The sequence below is a fragment of the Microbulbifer sp. TYP-18 genome (assembly GCF_040932045.1).
Lineage (GTDB): Bacteria > Pseudomonadota > Gammaproteobacteria > Pseudomonadales > Cellvibrionaceae > Microbulbifer.
In genome coordinates this window covers 57322-78387 of the sequence record NZ_JBFRBC010000005.1, presented here as the reverse complement: position 1 = coordinate 78387, position 21066 = coordinate 57322, and the positions used below count along the sequence as shown (strand labels likewise).

Here is a 21066-nt window from a genome sequence, read left to right as displayed (position 1 = left end):
GTAATTAACGCACAAAAGATGGAAAGCTAAGTTGTTAATTTGAAACGGGAATATAGCTGTTTCCGACAACACAATCCAATTTTATACGGTTCATACTTGTGAGTGTTCTTGATTTGAAAAAGTTTACTGTCATTTTCCTTGCTGTATTTTTCGTAGCTTGTGCAAGTTCTTATATGGACACAAGACATTCGTCTCCCAACTTCGAAAACGATGCCTTTAAGAATACCAATTCGGTAAAATTTCTCTCCTTCTGGGAAATGTTTAAGTCTGTACTTGAGTCGGATGTGGAACCCTCGGTTTGGCCGGAGTGGGTGGATACTAGTGCCGATACATCTCCAGTCAAAAAGGTTGTCAACTCAAATACCCGTATCACCTTTATCAATCACGCTACGTTTTTATTGCAGACCGGAGGGTTTAACATCCTTACGGATCCTGTGTTTTCAGAACGTACGAGCCCGTTTTCATTCCTGGGGCCAAAGCGTGTTCATAGCCCGGGCATAGCGATCGAAAACCTACCGCCAATTGACGTTATTATCATCAGCCATGATCATTATGACCACCTGGATCTTGATTCCATCCGGGCGCTAGCCAAACGGGATAACCCAAAAATATACATGGGACTTGGGGTCGGTGAACGCCTGTCAGGATCGGAACAAATTATTGAGCTTGATTGGTGGGAGGCATCCAGAGTTGCTGACGATTTCCAGCTTTGGTTTGTCGATGTACAACACTTTTCCGGCCGTTGGTTAACGGATCGAAATTCGACCCTCTGGGGTGGTTTTCTATTGGAAATCGCTGGCCAGAAAATCTATTTTGGTGGTGACAGCGGTTACGCGGACCACTACAAACGCACTTTCGAGCGATTTGGCCCAGTCGACATTGCGTTTTTGCCGATTGGCGCCTATGCACCCAGAGAGTTCTTTGAGGAGGTCCATATGGACCCCTCAGATGCTGTCCAGGCCCACCTCGACCTCCAGGCTGGCATATCAATTGGAATGCACTACGGCACCTTTCAGCTCACGGCTGAAGCTATCAATGAGCCGGTCAAGTTCCTCGAACAAGCCAAAAAGGAAGCCGATATCGGGCCGTCAGAATTTATTACTTTGGAAATAGGGCAACCTTTCGAGTTGGCTTCCGGGTCACCTGCCAGAAGCGCAAGTCTTAAATAAGCAGTAGCCCGAACATCAGCATCCGCTGATACACGTTCGGCATACCCGAAATTAACACAGGAAATATATTTATGTCAGAATCACATAGCAAATCCCAATCACCCGTCGTGGTGATGACCGGAGCCACAGCAGGCATTGGAGCTCACGCTTTGAGAAAGCTCGCTTCCTCAAATTGCCGCATCATTGTGGGCACCAGGGGAACCGCACCGGAATTTGGTGAATCGCTGCCACTGGACCTCTCCTCATTGGAAAGTGTGTGGGCATTTGCCGGTATGGTTCAGGAAACTCTTGAAGACGAGTCCATCGATGCACTTGTGCTGAACGCGGGCACAGCCTTCAGTGACACCACACAGTCAACAGAAGATGGGTTTGAAATAACCTTCGCCGTTAATCACTTGTCTCACTATTTATTGGCCAGGCTGCTCCTACCGAAAATGTCGCACCGCGGAAGGTTAATTATCACAACCAGCGATGTGCACGCCCAGGCACCCAAACCCCTGAATATTGGCGTGTGGTCCAGCGCCAGGGCGGAAGGCTCGGGGATGAAAGCCTATGCTGCATCCAAATTATGTAACCTGTTGACCGCGCGCGCGCTGACGCTTCAGGAGATCGCCAGGGAAAGGGAGTGCGAGATTATCGCTTACAACCCGGGCTTAACGGTGCGAACTTCCCTATCCCGCCATTCCGCCAAATGGCAACGCCTCCTTATGAACAATGGCCTTGTACATCTATTGCTTCGCCTGGGCAGCAACTTTATTCCCATGATGTACCCTGGCTCACCTGAGCGTGCTGGGGAAGCACTAGCTCAACTCACCCTCGGTGACGCAACGCCTCCAGAGGGACGCGTCTACGCTTCACTGGTACGCGGTGAGCTCACTTATCCCGATCCATCTGAACTTGCCAGTGATGACAATGCTCGGGACAGTCTTTGGCAGGAAAGTGCCAAAATGGTTGGCCTGCCAGTAATCTGATCAGTGAGTTACAAAGACAAAAGGAAAACCTGTTGATAAATAGCATTCTTTGCCAGGCGTATCGTGTCTATGGACAACAATTTTAGAATTGATCATTTGTCAGCAGGTATTTTATCGGGCCATGTTTGCTGGGAGTAAACTAGTGGATCGGGTGCGCTTCGTTGCAAAAACAGCAGATTTATTTTCGAAGCAAATAAAGCTTCTTCTCTTAATGGGTTTATTCTCATTAAGTCCTGCCTGCCTGTCTTCTGAGGTTGTAAAACAGGAAATTAGCTATCTTCTCTCTTTTGTATCCAGTTCCAACTGTTTGTTTATTCGAAATGGCAAGTCACATGCCGCCGAAGAGGCTGCAAAGCATATCCAGCGGAAATACAACCATTTCAAAGCCGAAATAGATAGTACTGAGGAATTTATTGAATTGAGCGCGACCAAAAGTGTTTTTACCGGAAAGCCTTACTTCACACAGTGTTACGGTCAAGGCGGAAGACAGTTAACTTCTTCTTGGCTTCTAAGAGAACTGCATAATTATCGCGATACCACGAGCTTCTAAGTAGGTGATATAAACTCTATGGGGGCTAAATAGGGTAGTGTTGAAAATTCCGTGCCTAACGGGGCCGGGAAAAGCCCCGGCCCAATAGTGTTAACTGCTTTTACACGTCCAGGTTTTCCACCGCCAACGCATTGGTTTCGATAAAGTCCCGGCGGGGCTCCACCTGGTCACCCATCAGGGTGGTAAAAATCTGGTCGGCGGCGATTGCGTCCTCTACGGTGACCTGCAGCATGCGCCGGCTCTCCGGATCCATAGTGGTCTCCCACAACTGCTCCGGGTTCATCTCTCCCAGTCCTTTGTAGCGCTGGATACCGTAGCCCCGGCGGCTCTCGTTCATCAGCCAGTCCATGACCTCCGGGAAGCTGCTGACGGCCTGCTGCTTCTCTCCCCGCTGGACATAAGCGCCCTCTTCCAACAGATCCACCATCTTTTCACCCAGGGCGCAGATAGCGGCATACTCGGCGGAGTCGAAGAATTCGTGACTGACCTGGTAATCGCTACCCACGCCATGGGCCACTACATGGATATGGGGTAGGAACAGTCCCCGTTCGGTATTTTCCCGCACGGACACCTGATGGCTGCGACCGTCGTCCGCCTCCCCTTCCAGCTTGTTCTGCAGTTGCGCACACCAGGATTCCATTTTTTCCCGGGACTGGAGATCCATCTTGGTAAGGTGGGGCAGGTAAATCATACTGCGCAACACCTCTTCCGGGTACAGGCGTGCCAACCGGTCGATCGTGGCCAGTACAGCGCGGTATTCCCCCACCAGACTCTCCAGGGACTGCCCCGACAGCCCGGGGGCCTCGGGGTTTACAAACAGGGTGGTACCTTCCAGGGCGGCGTTGGTGAGAAACTGGGTCAGCGCCGCTTCATCCTTGAGATACTGCTCCTGCTTGCCTTTGGAGATTTTGTACAGGGGCGGCTGGGCGATATAGATATGCCCGCGCTCTATCAGCTCCGGCATCTGGCGGAAAAAGAAGGTCAGCAGCAGGGTACGGATATGGGCGCCGTCCACATCGGCGTCGGTCATGATAATGATGCTGTGATAACGGATCTTATCTGCATCGAACTCACTCTTGCCGATACCACACCCCAGAGCGGTGATCAGGGTGCCGACTTCGGCGCTGGAGAGCATTTTGTCGAAACGCGCTTTTTCCACATTGAGGATCTTGCCTTTGAGGGGCAGTATCGCCTGGGTCCGCCTGTCGCGACCCTGTTTGGCGGAACCGCCGGCGGAGTCACCCTCCACCAGGTAGATTTCCGACAGCGCCGGGTCCTTCTGCTGGCAGTCCGCCAGTTTGCCGGGCAACCCGGCGATATCCAGGGCACCCTTGCGCCGGGTCATTTCCCGGGCCTTGCGCGCCGCCTCCCGCGCCTTGGCGGCGTCAATCATTTTGGTGACCACTGACTTGGCTTCCTGGGGGTTTTCCAGCAGATAGTCGTTAAAATGCTGGCCCATTTCCTGCTCAACGGCAGTTTTGACTTCCGAGGAAACCAGTTTGTCCTTGGTCTGGGAAGAGAACTTGGGGTCTGGGACCTTAACCGAGATAATCGCAGTGAGCCCCTCGCGGGCATCATCGCCGGTGGTATTCACTTTGTCCTTTTTGCCCAGCCCTTCCTTTTCGATGTAGTTGTTCAGTCCCCTGGTCAGGGCCGCACGGAACCCCGCCAGGTGGGTTCCTCCGTCACGCTGGGGAATATTGTTGGTGTAGCAGTAGATATTTTCCTGGAAGCTGTCGTTCCATTGCAGGGCCACCTCGACACCGATGCCGTCGTCCCGCTGGCTTTGAAAGTGCAATACCTTGTTGATTGGCGTCTTGGCGTGGTTGAGGAACTCCACGAAGGCGCGCAAACCCCCGCCGTATTCATAAATTTCCTCTTTGCCGCTGCGTTCGTCCTTGAGAAGGATACGCACGCCGGAGTTCAGAAAGGACAGTTCACGTAAGCGCTTGGCCAGTACGTCGAAGTGGAATTCGATGTTGCTAAAGGTATCCGGGGAGGGCTTGAAGTGTACCGTGGTGCCCGTGGTGTCGGTTTCCCCAACTACCGCCAGGGGTGCCTGGGGTACACCATCCCGGTAGGTCTGCTCGTGAATCCTGCCGTCACGACGGATCGTCATTTTCAGCTCCGCCGATAGGGCGTTGACCACGGAAACGCCCACACCGTGTAGGCCTCCGGACACTTTATAAGTGTTGTCATCAAACTTACCGCCGGCGTGCAGCACGGTCATAATGACCTCGGCTGCAGAGACGCCTTCCTCCGGGTGTATTTCAGTGGGGATACCACGGCCATTGTCGGAGACGGTAACTGTCTCATCCGGATGAATGATGACGCGGACCTCATCGCAATGCCCCGCCAGGGCTTCGTCAATGGAGTTGTCCACCACCTCAAAAACCATATGGTGCAACCCGGTGCCGTCATCGGTGTCGCCAATATACATTCCCGGGCGTTTCCGTACCGCATCCAGGCCCTTCAGCACTTTGATACTGCTGGAGTCATAGCTGCTCTGCTCTGACATTTAGTCACTCCGTTCAACTTGGCTGCCCATTTCGGGCCTTGAATTGATATGTCCATGTTCCACGTGGAACATTGCGGGCTGATTCCAGGGGGATTCCAGTCTTCTCCATGGACGGCTGGTGATGTCCCCATCGATGCCCGTCACCACCACCTGCGCGGCGCAACGACTTATCCACTGCGCGAATTGTAACTGGTTATCCTGGTCCAGTTCTGCCGGCAGGTCATCAATAAGGAACAGGGGTTTCTCCCCCTCCCGCCGCACTACTGCCGCCATTGCCGCCCGTAAAACACACACCAGCATTTTCTGCTGACCCCGGGACAGGATATTGTGGGCCGCCTCTCCGCCGACGCTAAAGTGCAGGTCCGCTCTATGGGGGCCCGAACGACCAAATCCCTGGGCCATATCGGCGTCGCGGGAATCACGCAACGCCTCCGCCAACGGACGATCCTTTTTCCAGCCCCGGCGGTAGGACATAACGATCCGTCTCAGGGGAGATTCCTCCAGTTGCTCCAGCAGCCCCGCTGTCTCCGCCGAAAGGCGGCTATAGACACCGGTTCTCAACTGATCCACTTCGGTACCGCTCTCCGCCAACCGCTGTTCCCATAGTGACAGGAGGCCGACATCGACCCTGCCCTGCCGCAACAAAGCGTTTCTCTGCCGCAAGGCGACCTGATAACGCTTCCACACCTCCATAAACCGATGTTCCACGTGGAACACTGTCCAGTCCAGCAATCGCCTCCGAACCCCGGGGCCGCCATTCAAAGCGGCAAAACTTTCGCTATGTATGACCTGTAGTGGCAACGACGTGGCCAACTGAGAACTGGAGGTAGCCGGCACCTGGTTAATGTGGATACGGCTGCCGCCCCCGAGCTGCTTCTGCACCCCAAGGGTCAAACCACTCTCCAACTCGCCAAACACAGTCAGCCCGGCCTTTCCCTCCTGCACAACCGACTGCAACAGCCGCGACCGAAAGGACCTTCCACTGGCCAGCAGATGCACGGCTTCAAGCAGAGATGTCTTACCACTGCCGTTAGCGCCATAAAATACATTGGTGCCGGCCTGCAGGCGTAAATCCGCCTGTTCTATGTTGCGAAAAGCGCTAAGGGAGAGTCGCCGGAGACTTGCCACCGCCACCCAACCCGAAAGTCTGCGATAAGGCTATTCGGAACCAGACGCCGGAGGACCGCCGAGCACCCTTCCACATGCCAAAGACCGCAAATTTGATCAAATAAGAACGCAAACCCAGCTCACAACCGCATCGGCATAATGACATAGCGTGAATCGCCGGCCTCATCCGGCTGCTGCAACAGGGCGCTACTATTGGCATCAGCGAGGCCGATTCGCACCTGATCCCCGTGAATAGCGCCCGTCGCGTCGAGCAGATAGCCGACATTGAAACCTATCTCCAGAGGCTCACCCACGTAATCCACCACCAGCTGCTCTTCTGCCTCTTCCTGCTCCGGGTTGTTGGCCACTATCTGCAGCAACCCTTCGGTGACCCGCAACCTGACGCCCCGGTACTTTTCATTGGACAAGATTGCCGCCCGGGACAGCGACTGACGCAAAGCCTGACGATCGGCAAATATTTCGGCGCCGGTAGACTGGGGCACAACCCGCTCGTAGTCCGGGAATTTGCCATCCACCAACTGTGAGGTAAAAGTGAACTGGCCACAGACGACGCGGATATGGTTATTGCCAAGCACCACTTCCGCCGGCGCCTCGCCGTCCTCCAGCAGGCGGCCAAGCTCCAAAACACCTTTGCGCGGTACTATCACCTGTATCGGGGATTCCACATTCAAACCCGCCGCATCCCGATCACACATGGCCAGCCGGTGGCCGTCGGTGGCCACGGCGCGCAACTGCTGCGGGCGACACTCCAGGAGCAGGCCATTGAGGTAATAGCGTACATCCTGCTGGGCCATAGCGAAGCTGGTGGCATCGATCAAGCGGCGGATCTCCCCCTGGGAGATGCCGAACTGGGTCTGCACGCTCATCTCCTCCCGGTTGGGGAAGTCCGCCGCTGCCAGCGTCGATAACTGGAAGCGGCTGCGGCCACTGCGAACCACCAGGCGTTCGCCGTCCCGATCAAATTTCAGCTCGGCGCCATCCGGCAGGGAACGACAGATATCCAGGAGTTTGCGTGCCGGAACCGTCACCTCCCCTTCCATTTCGACCCCATCCACCGGTAACCGCCCCACGATTTCAACCTCAAGGTCAGTACCTGTGAGGGACAGTTGCTGCCCTTGCAGCTGCATCAGCACATTGGCCAGCACAGGCATCGTCTGCCGCTTCTCAACCACACCGGCCACCAGCTGCAGCGGTCTCAGAAGGGCATCCCGGTTAACATTGAATTTCATCGGTCACTTCGCCTTATTCCATCTTTTGTTCATCGCCCTCCCCTGCCCGGTCAGGTAGTCAGGGAGCGCGTCAATAACTTCACATCCTCGCGGATATCCGCACTGGATTCCTGTAGTTCGCGAATTTTGCGGCAGGCATGCAATACTGTGGTGTGGTCCCGCCCGCCAAAAGCATCCCCGATCTCCGGCAAGCTGTGATTGGTCAGTTCCTTCGCCAGCGACATGGCTACCTGTCGCGGCCGCGCCACTGACCGGCTGCGGCGCTTGGACAAAAGGTCCGCAACCTTGATCTTGTAATACTCGGCCACCACCCTCTGTATATTGTCGATACTCACCAGCCGGTCCTGCAAAGCCAACAGGTCCTTCAGGGCCTCGCGCACCATAATGTCGTCGATTGGCCGCCCGGTAAACTGGGCGTTGGCAATCACCCGCCGCAGGGCCCCTTCCAGTTCCCGCACATTGGAGCGAATACGCTGGGCGATAAAAAATGCCGAGTCGTGGGGCAGCTCCACCCCTACCTGCTCCGCCTTCTTCATCAAAATGGCCACCCGGGTTTCGAGTTCTGGGGGCTCCACCGCCACCGTCAGCCCCCAGCCGAAGCGGGATTTCAAACGCTCCTCGAGGCCGTCAATCCCCTTGGGGTATCGGTCACTGGTCAAGATGATCTGTTGCCCGCCCTCCAACAGTGCATTGAAGGTGTGGAAGAACTCCTCCTGGGAGCGCTCCTTGCCGGCGAAAAACTGGATGTCGTCGATCAACAGGGCGTCCACGGACCGGTAGTAGCGTTTGAAATCACTGATGGCATTGAGCTGCAGGGCCTTAACCATGTCCGCCACAAAGCGCTCAGAATGCAGATACACCACTTTGGCGTTGGGATTTCGGTCCAGCAAAGCATTGCCCACCGCGTGCACCAGGTGGGTCTTACCCAGGCCGACGCCGCCATAGATAAACAGTGGGTTGTAGGCACCACCGGGGTTATCGGCTATCTGTTGGGCCGCCGCCAGCCCCAACTGGTTGGACTTGCCCTCGACGAAAGAAGTGAAGGTAAAACTGTTGTTGAGGGCGCTGCCACGTTTAATGGCACCCTCTACCTCTACCTTGCGGGGGGGCGACTCCGCAGGGGGGCGCTGAGCCGGGCTAGACCTGAGATTTGTCCGCGCGACCTCGCCGCCATTACTCTGTGCTGCGGGAGACCTCTCCGGGACTGCGGGTGCAGTCTGCGCCACATTGTGCTCCACAGGCATGCGCCCGCCGGGCCCCGCCGATGCGCCGCCCCGCTGAAACCGCGCCGGCCTGCGGGCAGATATCTCCAGCACCACCTGCGGTGGCGCTTCGCCGCCAAACTGCTGCACCAGTTCGAGAATCCTGCCCAGGAATTTGTCTCCCACCCAGTCCAGAATAAAGCGATTGGGCGCCAACAGGCGCAATTGACCGCCGCTGCTGGCCGGGTCCACCTGCAGTGGCCGTATCCAGGTGTTGAACTGATGCGAAGGCAGCTCTTCCTGGAGACAGCTGGCGCACAGCTTCCACACGGATTCAGTCAAGAAAAACCCCTATCGCAGTTGGCAACGCATCAAAAGATCGGAGAAGAGTAGAAACGTCGACCACTAGACAACCGGGACTACCCACAGCAGCGGATCAGTGTACCCCTAAGCCCTATTTTTATCCACAAGAAACTGCACGCTGGTGGATATTTCTCCGGGCAAATCCGCCGATTTTCAACGAGTTGCCACCCAACTGCGCCCAGAGCGCACAAGTCCACAGCCACCAAAACTGAATAAGCTGTGAATATCTTGGTGTCAATCGGTGGATCGCAGCACCTGCCCCGGCGCCCCAACCCGACAGTCGAATCGGACTGGTAAGTCATGGATGTACGGGCAGGTGCTGGAACGCCGGAGACCGCACAATCGCGTTGCTTTGCCTGCTGTGTTTCTGTACAATCCGCCGCCTTCGCAGCGCTTGGCTCCGCCGATAAGAGCCTGCACAAAGCCGCGGCAGGGGGCCGCCCCGCAACGAAAAGCGGCACCCCGGTCTCCGTATAAAAGGTCCCAGGTAGCAAGACTATGAAGCGTACATTTCAGCCCAGCAACTTGAAGCGCAAGCGCAACCACGGATTTCGTGCGCGCATGGCAACCAAAAACGGCCGCAAGATCCTGGCCCGCCGCCGCGCCAAGGGCCGCAAAGTCCTGTCCGCATAGGTAGTCCCCGGTCAAATAAAGGGCCTCCGCCACTTATGCAACCAGAGTGCAGCGACTTCGGATTTGCCAAGCCGCTGCGCCTGCTCAACGCGGCGCACTACCGCTCAGTCTTCAGCGACACACAAGTCCGTGCCGCACACCCCAACCTATTGATACTGGCGCGCCACAATACACTGGGACACCCACGCCTGGGGCTGGTGATCGCCAAGAAGTCCGTTCGCCTGGCAACCAACCGGAACCGTATCAAGCGGGTTGCACGGGAAACCTTTCGCCTGCGGCAACACCGGCTGCCGGCCCTGGATGCCGTAGTCCTGGCCAGGCCCGGCCTGGACAAGCTGGATAACCAGGCCCTGATCGCGCTGTTCAACAAGCAGTGGCACAAGCTCACCAAACGCGCTCAAAGTACCGGGGGCGAAAAAGGGAAGCCCCCGCGGTGACCAGGCTGGCGATCAAACTGATCCATTTGTATCGGCTGATTGCCAGCCCCTGGATCGGCAATCAGTGCCGCTTTTATCCCACTTGCTCTTTTTATGCGGAAGAGGCATTAACAACCCACGGATTCCTGAAAGGGGGTTATTTAACCCTGCGTCGCCTTATAAAATGCCACCCTTGGCATCCCGGCGGGTTGGATCCGGTTCCCCCCGCATCACCGCAACTTCCGGCCCGGTCAACAACCCGACCGGGAGCAAACCCTAGGAATTAAGATGGATTGGCAACGCTATACGCTAATGGGCTGCATAGTCGCAGTATTACTGGCTCTGGTTTTTCAGTGGAACCAATTTAAACAGGAACACACCCCGGCAGTGGATCGGGAAACAGTTCTGCGCAGCGAAAGCGTGACAGTACCCGGTACCAGCAACCCACCGGCCGCCGCTGACGATGTACCGCAGATAGAGGCACCCGCGGAGCAGCCCAGTGCTGAGCGGGAGCTGGTTTCCGTCGACACCGACGTATTCAGCCTGTTGATCGACACCCGCGGGGGCGACATCGTCAAGGTGGCCCTGCGCCAGTATTACGAAGAGCTGAATGCCGTAGATCGCCCCTTCATCCTGCTGAACCAGACCCGCGACCACACCTATATTGCGCAGAGTGGGCTCATCGGCCGCAACGGTACCGACAGCGCCAAGGGGCGACCACTGTACAGCGTCAACGCCAAAGAATTTACCCTCGCCGATAACAGCGACACCCTGCAGGTGGACCTGACCCTTCAACAACAGGGTGCGACCATCACCAAACGCTTTAACTTTACCCGCGGCGATTATCTGATCCGGGTCTCCTACCTGATCGACAACACAAGTTCAGCCCCCTGGTCCGCAGCGCTCTACGGCCAGATCAAGCGCGACAGCCAGGAGCCCCCCGTGGACGTGGGCATCGGCATCTCTCCCTTTCTGGGCGCCGCCATGCACGGCAATGAGGACAACTATCTCAAGCAGGACTTCGAGGAAATAGCGGAGAAGCCGACCCGCGAAACCGTGCAGGGGGGCTGGGTGGCCATGGTGCAGCACTACTTTATCAGTGCCTGGATACCACCCCAGCAGGAGTCCAACAAGTTCGAGCTGCGTCAGCTCTCCGACGGATTGTTCCGTCTCGGCTTCACTTCTCCCCAGGTAGAGATACCCGCCGACAGCCGCGGCGAGATCAGTGCGTCTTTCTACGCCGGGCCCAAGGATGTCTTCCGCCTGGAGGAGATATCCCCCTACCTCGACCTGACCGTGGACTACGGCTGGCTGTGGTGGCTGGCCAAACCCATGTTCTGGGTGTTGAATTTTATCCACGAGCACATAGTGGCGAACTGGGGCTGGTCCATCATCCTGCTCACGGTGTTTATCAAGGCACTGCTGTATCCCCTGTCCGCCGCCGGCCTCAAATCCATGGCCCGCATGCGCACCTTTGCGCCGCAGATGAAAAAGCTGCAGGAGCAGTACAAAGACAATCGTCAGAAACTGGCGGAAGAGACCATGAAGCTCTACCGCCGGGAGAAAATCAACCCCATGGGGGGCTGCCTGCCGATACTGCTGCAGATGCCGGTATTTATCGGCCTCTACTGGATGCTGATGGAAACCGTCGAGCTTCGCCACGCCCCCTGGATACTGTGGATTCACGATCTGTCCGCCAAAGACCCCTACTTCATACTGCCCATCATCATGGGGGTCTCCATGTGGTTTATGCAGAAGCTGAACCCACAGCCAACTGATCCCACCCAGGCGCGGATACTGCAGTTGATGCCGGTGATGATGACATTCTTCTTCCTCTGGTTCCCGGCCGGCCTGGTGCTCTACTGGATCGCCAACAACCTGATCTCCATCGCCCAGACCTGGTATATCAACCGACAGGTGGAAACCAGCGGCAAGTAAACGGTCACAGCCGCAGCTGTGTCCAGCCCGGGCCGCAACCGCGGCCCGCTCGAGTAAACTGCTTTCATGGCCAGGCAAACCCCGACAAACAGCGGCAGTGTCGATTCCGACACCATCGCCGCCGTCGCCACCCCTCCAGGGCGCGGCGGCATAGGTGTGATCCGTCTGTCCGGCTCCAGGGCCCGGGCAATTGGCGAGCGGCTCTGTACCAGGACATTCAAACCGCGCACCGCCCACTACTGCGATTTCACCAGCGGGGAACAGCTGCTGGACAGCGGACTGGCCCTGTATTTTCCCGGCCCCAATTCCTTCACCGGCGAGGATGTAGTGGAACTCCAGGGGCACGGGGGCCCGGTAATTCTCGACCAGCTGCTGCGCACGGTCATTCAGCTGGGCGCCCGCCAGGCCAGGCCGGGGGAATTTTCCGAGCGCGCCTTTCTCAACGACAAAATCGATCTGACCCAGGCGGAGGCCATCGCCGACCTGATCGATGCCGGCAGCCAACAGGCGGCCCGCAACGCCGTGCGATCGCTGCAGGGGGCATTCTCAGCGAAAATCGACGAGCTGTGTGAGGCCCTGCTACAGCTCCGGGTCTATGTGGAAGCCGCCATCGATTTTCCCGAGGAGGAGGTGGACTTTCTCAGCGACGGCACAGTGGCTGCCGAACTGGCGCAGCTGCTGCGGCAACTGGCGGAGGTGGAGGATAGGGCGCGCCAGGGCAGCATCCTGCGGGAGGGGATGCGGGTGGCCATCGCCGGTCGCCCCAACGCCGGCAAGTCCAGCCTGCTGAACGCCCTATCCGGGCGCGACGCCGCTATCGTCACCGAAACCGCCGGTACCACCCGGGACATTCTCCGCGAGCAGATCCATATTGACGGCCTGCCCCTTCAATTTGCCGACACCGCCGGACTGCGGGATTCGCCGGATGAAGTGGAACAGATAGGCATTCGACGCGCCTGGGAGGAGTTCCATCAGGCGGACCGCATTCTGCTGGTGGTGGACGCTATGCAGGTGCGGGAACTGGATCCGGACCAGGCCTGGCCGGAATTCACCGCGCGATTACCGACGGACGCCAGCCTCACCCTGGTACTGAATAAGATCGACCTGACAGACTACTCCCCCGGCCTGCAGGCACACACAGATGGCGTGCCGGTTATCGCCATCAGCGCCAAAACCGGCGCGGGGCTGGATGCGCTAAAAGAGCACCTGAAGCAATGCATGGGGTACAGCGGTGCCGCTGAGGGCACTTTCAGCGCCCGCCGACGCCACCTGGATGCCCTGAGGCGCGCTGGGGAACTTGTCGCCCGCGGCGCAAGCCAGCTTCACGAGCAGGCTGCCGGCGAACTGCTGGCGGAGGATCTGCGCATGGCCCAACAATCTCTGGGGGAAATCACCGGCGCGGTCTCCGCAGACCAGTTACTGGGGGAGATCTTCGGCAGTTTTTGTATCGGCAAATAAACTCCGAACAGAAAAGCCCCCTCTCCCGCAGCCCCCCGCTATTGTCGTAGATTTCACGACACTACTGCCTCTCCCCATAACAACCACTCCCCAATCACAAGAGTTGCCCACAGCTTTCCACAGACTTATCCAATAATTACAGAATACCCACAAAAAATTCAAATAATTAGCAATCGGTTGAATGATCCCACGACAACCTCTTACTCAGTGTGTACAAATCTGTGGGAAAAACACCCGGTTTCCCCGGTACAGAGATGGAACAAGTATAGATTTAACCCCAGAGGGCCCAACTTATCCTTTTTGTCCACAGGGGCCCCAAGGGGTTGTGCCCCCCCAAACGCAGGGGTTGACCGGCCAGTTATAATCGAAATAACTCTTTGATAAATATGAAGTTTTTTGGGTTATACCCAGCTGTGGCCAGCCCTAATAACAACAACAAATACAAAATTCTATCTAGTCAGGATAAGTATTAACTTAAATTGTTTTAATCCGGACAGACAAAACGAAACTTTTCATCGGGACCAGAGAGCCTGACCGCGCCCTTCCCCCAACAGGATTTGCTGCCTGGGGGCTGCTGGCGATAAAATGCGCGATCATTTTCACCCTGGCGTACCGAGGCGATGGATTCCCACAACACTTATGACGTGATAGTGGTCGGCGGAGGGCATGCCGGCACCGAAGCCAGTCTCGCGGCAGCGCGCATGGGTGTCCGCACTCTGCTGCTGACCCAAAATATCGATACGCTGGGACAGATGTCCTGTAACCCCGCTATCGGCGGCATCGGCAAGAGCCATTTGGTCAAGGAGGTAGACGCGCTCGGTGGAGCCATGGCCCAGGCCACCGATCTTAGCGGCATACAGTTTCGCGTCCTCAATGCCCGCAAGGGGCCCGCCGTGCGGGCCACCCGCGCCCAGGCGGATCGCGCCCTGTACCGCAGTGCCATACGCGACATCGTCGAGCGACAGGAAAACCTGGATATATTCCAGCAATCGGTCGACGACCTGCTGGTGGAGAAGCAGCGGGTTGTCGGTGTCGTCACCAGTGCCAATGTCCGCTTCCGGGCCAAAACCGTCGTCATCACCACCGGAACCTTTCTCGGTGGCCGCATCCACATCGGCCTCGAACAGCACCCCGGGGGGCGGGCCGGAGATCCGCCCGCGCTGGCTCTGGCGCAGCGGTTGCGCGAACTTCCATTCCGGGTGGAGCGCCTCAAGACCGGCACACCGCCCCGCATCCATGCCCGCTCAGTGGATTTCAGTGGCCTGGAGGAACAGTGGGGCGACAGCCCCGTACCGGTGATGTCCTATCTGGGACACCTCGACCAGCACCCGCGCCAGGTGTGCTGCTGGATCACTCACACCAACTCCCGGACCCACGAGATTATTCGCGGTGGACTGGACCGCTCGCCGATGTACTCCGGGGTTATCGAGGGGGTTGGTCCGCGCTACTGCCCGTCCATCGAGGACAAAGTGCACCGGTTTGCGGACCGGGACAGCCACCAGATCTTTGTGGAGCCGGAAGGCCTGACCACTGGCGAACTCTACCCCAACGGTATCTCCACCAGCCTGCCTTTCGACGTGCAGCAGGCCCTGGTGCGCTCCATCAGGGGGTTCGAGTGGGCCCATATCACCAGGCCCGGTTATGCCATTGAATACGACTACTTCGATCCCCGCGACCTGCTGCCGTCGCTGGAAACCAAGTTTGTCCAGGGGCTCTATTTCGCCGGACAGATCAACGGCACCACCGGTTACGAGGAAGCGGCCGCCCAGGGCCTGTTGGCGGGTGCCAATGCGGCACTGCAGGTCCAGGGGCGCGACCCCTGGTCTCCGCGCCGCGATCAGGCCTACCTGGGGGTATTGGTTGACGATCTGATTACCAGTGGAACCAGAGAACCCTACCGCATGTTCACCAGTCGCGCCGAGCACCGGCTGTTATTGCGGGAGGACAACGCCGATTTGCGCCTCACTGAGAAGGGGCGCGAACTGGGTCTGGTCTGCGAGACCCGCTGGCGGGCCTTCAGCGATATGCGCGAAGCCATAGCCCGCGAGGAGCAGCGACTGCGAGATACCTGGGTGCAGCCGGGCACACCCCAGGCTGCCGCGGCCGAAAAGGTCCTGGGCCAACCACTGGCGCGCGCCTACAGTCTGCTGGATCTGCTGCGCAGGCCACAACTGGGTTACACCGACGTGGCGGGGCTCAAGGGAGAGTCGGTATCTGACCACCGGGTGGGGGAGCAGGTGGAAATTGCAGCCACCTATGCGGGTTATATCGACCGCCAGCAAGAGGAGATCGCCCGCTTGCAGGCATACGAGGACACCCCAATACCGGTGGACTTCAACTACCAGGCGGTGTCCGGCCTGTCCAGTGAGGTTAAGCAGAAGCTGGGCGAGGTGCGCCCGGATTCCCTGGCCCGCGCCGCCCGCATCCCCGGCGTCACCCCCGCGGCGGTATCGCTGCTGCTCATTCAATTGAAAAAGCGCGGCCTCCTGACGCGCAAAAAAGCCGTCTAGCCAAGGTGGCTGGGATCTTTACCGCCCGCGGCGAGATAGACACACTGCGGCGGCGGCTGGCGGAGGCTGCGACGCAGATGTCCATCAGCATGAGTGATGGGCAGAGCGAGCTGCTGCTGCGCTATCTGGATATGTTCGTGCGCTGGAATGGCGCTTACAACCTGTCCGCTATCCGGGATCCGGCACAGATGCTGGAGCGGCATATAATCGACAGCCTCAGTGTGGTGGATCTGTGCGGTGGTGAAAGCGAGTCGCTGGTGGATGTGGGCAGTGGCGGCGGACTGCCCGGCATCCCCCTGGCTATCATGCAGCCGGAGCGGGCGCTCACCCTGCTGGACAGCAACGGCAAGAAAACCCGCTTTCTGTTCCAGGTGGCAACGCAGCTGCCGCTGCCCAATATCACTGTGGTCAATGAGCGGGTCGAGCGGTTCATTCCATCGCAACCCTTCGCCGGTGTGGTCTCCCGCGCCTTTACGACCCTGGCCGATATGGTGGAGAATAGTGAGCACTTGCTAGCGCCCGATGGTAAGTTTTACGCTATGAAAGGCCGGTGGCCGGAAGGCGAGTTGAGCGCTCTTCCAAAAGGGATTAAGGTCGAGCAGGTGCGCCCACTATCGGTACCAGGTTGCGATGCGGATCGCCACCTCATTGTACTGGCCCGCGACTCCGCGCGCGGCGACCCGGCGTAGTCCGCAACCCCAGCGTTTTACAACGGTGAGACATTCACCCGGCGGTCGAAGAGGCCCGCCGGGGCCCCTGTATTGGGCGCCGCCGGTTTACCTGCGCAGCGCACCTGACGGAGGGCTGCATTGGGGGCCGGCACACGGGGCAGAATAAAGGAAAACAACCTTGAGCAAGATATTTGCGGTAGCCAATCAAAAAGGTGGCGTGGGCAAAACCACCACCTGCGTGAACCTGTCCGCTTCCCTGGCTGCCGGCAAGTACCGCGTGTTACTGCTGGATCTGGATCCCCAGGGCAACGCCACCATGGGCAGCGGTGTGGACAAAAATACCCTGCAACTTTCCAGCTACGATGTGCTGGCGTTGGGACTGCCCGCCCACAAGGCGATTCAGTCCACCGTTGGTGGTTTCGACCTGATGCCGGCCAATGGTGACCTGTCCGCCGCGGAAGTTGAACTGCTGGAAATGGATGGGCGCGAGTCGCAGTTGCGCAGGGCGCTGCGGGAACTGCGGGATAATTACGACTATATACTGATCGACTGCCCGCCGTCCCTGAACATGTTGACCGTCAATGCCCTCTGCGCCGCCAACGGGGTGCTGATTCCTATGCAGTGTGAATACTATGCCCTGGAGGGGCTGTCGGCACTTATCGACACCATTGCCCAGATCCAGCGTGCGGTCAATCCTGAGCTCAGGATCGAGGGCATACTGCGCACTATGTACGATCCCCGCAACAGCCTTACCAGCGATGTCTCGCAGCAGTTGACCGACCACTTTGGCGAGCGCCTGTACCGTACCTGTATCCCGCGCAATGTCCGCCTGGCGGAGGCGCCGAGTTTCGGCAAGCCGGCGCTGGAGTACGACCGCCACTCCAAGGGCGCCATTGCCTACCTGGCCCTTGCGGGCGAGATGACACGCCGCCACGGCACTAACCAAAGCCCCGGCCACGCGCAAGCGGCCGCAGTCTGATTCGAGGTATACACTATGGCGGGCCGCCGCAAAGGTTTGGGTAAAAATCTGTCACACCTGATTAGCGGTGACGCCGGTCAGGCTATAGCTCTGGCCACCGGTGAGGCCTCCGGAGCCCAGCTCGAGGGTGAGCTGCGCGAACTGCCGGTGGAGTTTCTGCAGCGGGGCCGCTATCAGCCCCGCAGTGAATTTCCCCAGGAATCTCTGCGCGAACTGGCGGATTCGATTCGCGCCCAGGGCATAGTGCAGCCCATAGTGGCACGCCCCCTGGGTGATCGCAGCTACGAAATCATTGCCGGTGAACGCCGCTGGCGGGCGGCGCAAATGGCCGGGCTGGACCGGGTGCCGGCGCTGGTTCGCGACCTGCCGGACGAAGCTGCCATCGCTATGGCGCTGATCGAAAACATCCAGCGTGAGGATCTGAATCCGGTGGAGGAGGCCACCGCGCTCAAACGGCTACAGGACGAATTTGACCTGACCCAGCAGCAGGTGGCCGACGCCGTGGGCAAATCCCGCACCGCCGTCACCAACCTGTTGCGCCTGCTGAGCCTGACTGCCGAGGCGCGGCGCTTCCTGGAGCGCGGTGACCTGGAGCTGGGGCACGCCAAGGCACTTCTGGGGCTGGCCGGCGAGACCCAGCGCGCCGCTGCGCGCCAGGTAGTGGATCGCGGGCTTACCGTACGCCAGACCGAGGCCCTGGTAAGGCGCCTGCAGCGGCAGTCGCAAGTGCCCCCGGCGCCGGCTGCCGGGGAAAATGCCGATATCCGCCGACTGAGCGAGCGCCTGTCGGAGAAAGTCGGCGTGCCGGTCGCCATCGACCACAAAGACAGCGGAGGGGGGCGCCTGGTGCTGAAATACAGCAGCCTCGACGAACTGGACGGTATCCTCGCCCACCTGGGTTATCAGGAGGGTTGACCGGAGCGCCAATGCACTAATGACAGCTATAACACTTTTTTGAGTATGTAAGTGCTCACTAAAATCCTGTCGTGGATCGAACATCGGCGAAACTTAACCAACTTGGTGAGATTTTCCGGTTGAACCGCCTAGGGCTTACTCCTATAATTCGCTCGCCCAAATTTAGGGCGTAAAGCGCTATATCTCGGTCGGTTTAGTCCCGCCTATGCTCAAACCCCCGGTGTTGATCGTTGCCGCGGTGCAGCTGCTGCTGGTATCGCTCGCCGGTGCAGCATTACATCTTTCCGGCGAGCCAGTGACGGCGCTTTCGGTGGTTATCGGCGGTGCACTGTGTGCACTGCCCAACGCCTATTTTGGGCTGCGCGCCTTTCGCCATGGCGGCGCGCGCGCCGCCCACCGCGTGGTATCGAATTTCTACCGCGCGGAGACAGGAAAATTTGCCCTTACCCTGGTGGGATTTGCTGCGGTGTTTGCGCTGGTGGAGCCTCTGAACCCGGCGGCACTGTTTGCCAGCTACGGCCTCTGTTTGGCGGTGCAGTGGGGGATGGTGGCGCGATTGGTGAGATGATCGCCCGCGTCGCGAGCCGGCGCCTAACGGCGCGGCAAAGAATACATAATTTTACGATTGCTGAGGATCTATGGCAGGCGAAGCTCAAACCGCAACGGACTATATCCAGCACCACCTGCAGAATATGGCCTACGGCAAGCTGCCGGCCGGCTATACCCGTGCTGACGGCAGCGTGCTCACCGAGGGCACCTGGACCTTTGCGCACTCCTCCCAGGAGGCTGCGGATATGGGTTTCTGGGCCATCCATTTGGATACGCTGGGTTGGTCCGCCGCGCTGGGCATGCTGTTCTGCTTTATTTTCGCCCGCGCCGCACGCAAGGCCACTGCCGGTGTCCCTCGCGGTGTGCAGAGCTTTGTCGAGCTGGTGGTGGATTTTATCGACAAACTGGTGAAAGAGACTTTCCCCCACCGCAACAGCATGGTCGCCCCTATGGCGTTGACCATCTTTGTGTGGGTGTTTCTGATGAACCTGATGGATCTGGTGCCGGTGGACTGGCTGCCCATGGCCGCCGCCAAAGCCTCCGGCAATGACCACCTGTTCTTCAAAGTGGTGCCCACCACCGATCTGAACGCCACCCTGGGGATGGCGCTGGCGGTGTTTATGCTGATGATTTTCTTCAGTATCCGGGAAAAAGGCTTCCTGGGGTTTGTGAAAGAGTTGACCCTGCACCCCTTCCACTTCGGCAAGTGGTATGTGGATATTCTTCTGATCCCGTTTAACTTCCTGCTCGAAACTGTGTCCCTGCTGGCGAAGCCGATTTCCCTCGGCCTGCGACTGTTCGGCAACCTCTATGCGGGCGAAATGATTTTCATCCTGATCGCCATAGTGTTCGGGGTGGGCGTGGCTGGCTTTATCGGCGCCGGTCTGCTGCATATGGGCTGGGCGATTTTCCATATTCTGGTCATCACCCTGCAGGCATTCGTGTTCATGGTGCTCACTACGGTGTATATGGCCATGGCCCACGACCGGGAAGATGAACACGAGAGCGACCACTGAATTACACCAGTTAATCAACCCGACTTTTTTACCAACTCTTAGTCTTATAAATGGAGAACACAATGGAAGCACTTGGTCTGGTTTACATCGCGAGCGCACTGCTGATCGGTTTGGGCGCGCTGGGTACCGCCATAGGTTTCGGCACCCTGGGTGGCAAGCTGCTGGAAGGTTCCGCACGTCAGCCGGAGCAGGCTCCGGCTCTGCAGGGCAAGATGTTCCTGATGGCGGGCCTGCTGGACGCGGTACCGATGATCGGTGTCGGTATTGCCATGTACCTGATCTTCGCCGTCGCTCCCGGTCTTGTTTAATGGCACCTTCCCAATTGCCCTTAACCCCCAAGTTCTTGTGAACAAGAACAGCGAGCAAGAGGTGTCGGTGTGAACATCAACCTGACTCTTATCGGCCAGTCGATTACATTCCTGGCCTTTGTATGGTTTTGCTGGAAGTTCGTGTGGCCGCCCCTGCTTGGCATCATGCAGGAGCGCGAGCAAAAGATTGCTACCGGATTGGAAGAGGCCGAGCGCGCGGGCAAAGACCTGGAGTTGGCCCAGCGCAAAGCCGCTGACCAGCTGCGCGAAGCCAAGGAACAGGCGGCGGAAATCATTGAAGGCGCCAACAAGCGTGCCAATCAGATTGTCGATGAAGCCAAACAGGCCGCGCTGGACGAGGGCGACCGCCTGAAAGCTGCCGCCCAGGCGGAGATAGCACAGGAAGTTAACCGTGCCAAAGAACAGTTGCGCAGCCGTGTCGCGGCGCTGTCTGTGGCCGGCGCGGAGAAAATTCTTGCGGTCAATATCGACGCTGCGGCGCACGATGGCCTGATCGAACAACTGGCAGCGGACCTATAACCG

20 protein-coding genes are annotated in these 21066 nt (G+C 58.2%); 16 read left to right on the top strand and 4 right to left on the bottom strand.

All coding sequences use genetic code 11. The annotated features are described in order from the left end of the window. Positions 1 to 98: 98 nt before the first annotated feature. The 3 genes from ABVT36_RS06930 (at position 99) to ABVT36_RS06920 (ending at position 2690) form a co-directional block, all read left to right on the top strand. Positions 99 to 1169: an MBL fold metallo-hydrolase gene (locus tag ABVT36_RS06930; protein ID WP_368455904.1), complete on the top strand. Its 1071-nt coding sequence runs from the start codon at positions 99 to 101 to the stop codon at positions 1167 to 1169. A gap of 71 nt (positions 1170 to 1240) precedes the next feature. Continuing rightward, positions 1241 to 2140 carry an SDR family NAD(P)-dependent oxidoreductase gene (locus ABVT36_RS06925; RefSeq protein WP_368455903.1) on the top strand — a complete coding sequence of 300 codons (900 nt, stop codon included), beginning with the start codon at positions 1241 to 1243 and terminating at the stop codon, positions 2138 to 2140. Between the two features lie 142 nt (positions 2141 to 2282). Beyond that, a complete protein-coding gene (locus tag ABVT36_RS06920) occupies positions 2283 to 2690 on the top strand; it encodes a DUF5329 family protein (protein WP_368455902.1) in 408 nt (135 codons plus the stop codon). Between the two features lie 100 nt (positions 2691 to 2790). Here the strand turns inward: ABVT36_RS06920 and gyrB are convergent, their stop codons facing one another. The 4 genes from gyrB to dnaA form a co-directional block, all read right to left on the bottom strand. Continuing rightward, positions 2791 to 5208 carry a DNA topoisomerase (ATP-hydrolyzing) subunit B gene (gyrB, locus tag ABVT36_RS06915; RefSeq protein ID WP_368455901.1) on the bottom strand — a complete coding sequence of 806 codons (2418 nt, stop codon included), beginning with the start codon at positions 5206 to 5208 and terminating at the stop codon, positions 2791 to 2793. Beyond that, the gene (gene recF, locus ABVT36_RS06910) at positions 5209 to 6336 is read right to left on the bottom strand and encodes a DNA replication/repair protein RecF (protein WP_368455900.1); all 1128 of its coding nucleotides are present in this window, start codon (positions 6334 to 6336) and stop codon (positions 5209 to 5211) included. A gap of 119 nt (positions 6337 to 6455) precedes the next feature. Then, complete coding sequence (dnaN, locus tag ABVT36_RS06905) at positions 6456 to 7565, bottom strand: DNA polymerase III subunit beta (RefSeq protein ID WP_368455899.1); 1110 nt, start codon at positions 7563 to 7565, stop codon at positions 6456 to 6458. A gap of 50 nt (positions 7566 to 7615) precedes the next feature. After that, the gene (gene dnaA, locus ABVT36_RS06900; protein ID WP_368455898.1) at positions 7616 to 9109 is read right to left on the bottom strand and encodes a chromosomal replication initiator protein DnaA; all 1494 of its coding nucleotides are present in this window, start codon (positions 9107 to 9109) and stop codon (positions 7616 to 7618) included. Between the two features lie 519 nt (positions 9110 to 9628). On the opposite strand from dnaA, the gene rpmH reads away from it, so the two are divergent. From rpmH to ABVT36_RS06835, 13 genes are all read left to right on the top strand, one after another. Continuing rightward, positions 9629 to 9763, top strand: coding sequence for a 50S ribosomal protein L34 (gene rpmH / locus ABVT36_RS06895; protein WP_067084833.1), 135 nt, complete (start codon positions 9629 to 9631; stop codon positions 9761 to 9763). Positions 9764 to 9798: 35 nt separating this feature from the next. Further along, on the top strand, positions 9799 to 10200 hold the full coding sequence (gene rnpA, locus ABVT36_RS06890; protein WP_368455897.1) for a ribonuclease P protein component: 402 nt from the start codon (positions 9799 to 9801) through the stop codon (positions 10198 to 10200). Beyond that, positions 10197 to 10466: a membrane protein insertion efficiency factor YidD gene (gene yidD / locus ABVT36_RS06885; RefSeq protein WP_368455896.1), complete on the top strand. Its 270-nt coding sequence runs from the start codon at positions 10197 to 10199 to the stop codon at positions 10464 to 10466. The genes rnpA and yidD overlap by 4 nt, the downstream gene beginning before the upstream one ends. Before the next feature lies 1 nt (position 10467). Then, complete coding sequence (yidC, locus tag ABVT36_RS06880; RefSeq protein ID WP_368455895.1) at positions 10468 to 12117, top strand: membrane protein insertase YidC; 1650 nt, start codon at positions 10468 to 10470, stop codon at positions 12115 to 12117. Positions 12118 to 12183: 66 nt separating this feature from the next. Further along, positions 12184 to 13575, top strand: coding sequence for a tRNA uridine-5-carboxymethylaminomethyl(34) synthesis GTPase MnmE (gene mnmE, locus ABVT36_RS06875; RefSeq protein WP_368455894.1), 1392 nt, complete (start codon positions 12184 to 12186; stop codon positions 13573 to 13575). Between the two features lie 620 nt (positions 13576 to 14195). Then, complete coding sequence (gene mnmG, locus ABVT36_RS06870) at positions 14196 to 16085, top strand: tRNA uridine-5-carboxymethylaminomethyl(34) synthesis enzyme MnmG (protein ID WP_368455893.1); 1890 nt, start codon at positions 14196 to 14198, stop codon at positions 16083 to 16085. A 5-nt stretch (positions 16086 to 16090) separates the two neighbouring features. Then, positions 16091 to 16774 carry a 16S rRNA (guanine(527)-N(7))-methyltransferase RsmG gene (gene rsmG, locus ABVT36_RS06865; protein WP_368455892.1) on the top strand — a complete coding sequence of 228 codons (684 nt, stop codon included), beginning with the start codon at positions 16091 to 16093 and terminating at the stop codon, positions 16772 to 16774. A gap of 160 nt (positions 16775 to 16934) precedes the next feature. Beyond that, positions 16935 to 17735: a ParA family protein gene (locus ABVT36_RS06860; protein WP_368455891.1), complete on the top strand. Its 801-nt coding sequence runs from the start codon at positions 16935 to 16937 to the stop codon at positions 17733 to 17735. Positions 17736 to 17750: 15 nt separating this feature from the next. After that, positions 17751 to 18650: a ParB/RepB/Spo0J family partition protein gene (locus tag ABVT36_RS06855; RefSeq protein ID WP_367150946.1), complete on the top strand. Its 900-nt coding sequence runs from the start codon at positions 17751 to 17753 to the stop codon at positions 18648 to 18650. Between the two features lie 205 nt (positions 18651 to 18855). Further along, entirely contained in the window at positions 18856 to 19218 is a 363-nt protein-coding gene (locus ABVT36_RS06850; RefSeq protein ID WP_367150947.1) for an ATP synthase subunit I, read from the top strand. A gap of 70 nt (positions 19219 to 19288) precedes the next feature. Beyond that, positions 19289 to 20215 carry a F0F1 ATP synthase subunit A gene (gene atpB, locus ABVT36_RS06845; protein ID WP_367150948.1) on the top strand — a complete coding sequence of 309 codons (927 nt, stop codon included), beginning with the start codon at positions 19289 to 19291 and terminating at the stop codon, positions 20213 to 20215. A 62-nt stretch (positions 20216 to 20277) separates the two neighbouring features. Next, positions 20278 to 20523 carry a F0F1 ATP synthase subunit C gene (atpE, locus tag ABVT36_RS06840; RefSeq protein ID WP_020413895.1) on the top strand — a complete coding sequence of 82 codons (246 nt, stop codon included), beginning with the start codon at positions 20278 to 20280 and terminating at the stop codon, positions 20521 to 20523. Between the two features lie 69 nt (positions 20524 to 20592). Further along, positions 20593 to 21063: a F0F1 ATP synthase subunit B gene (locus tag ABVT36_RS06835; RefSeq protein WP_368455890.1), complete on the top strand. Its 471-nt coding sequence runs from the start codon at positions 20593 to 20595 to the stop codon at positions 21061 to 21063. Positions 21064 to 21066 lie beyond the last annotated feature (3 nt).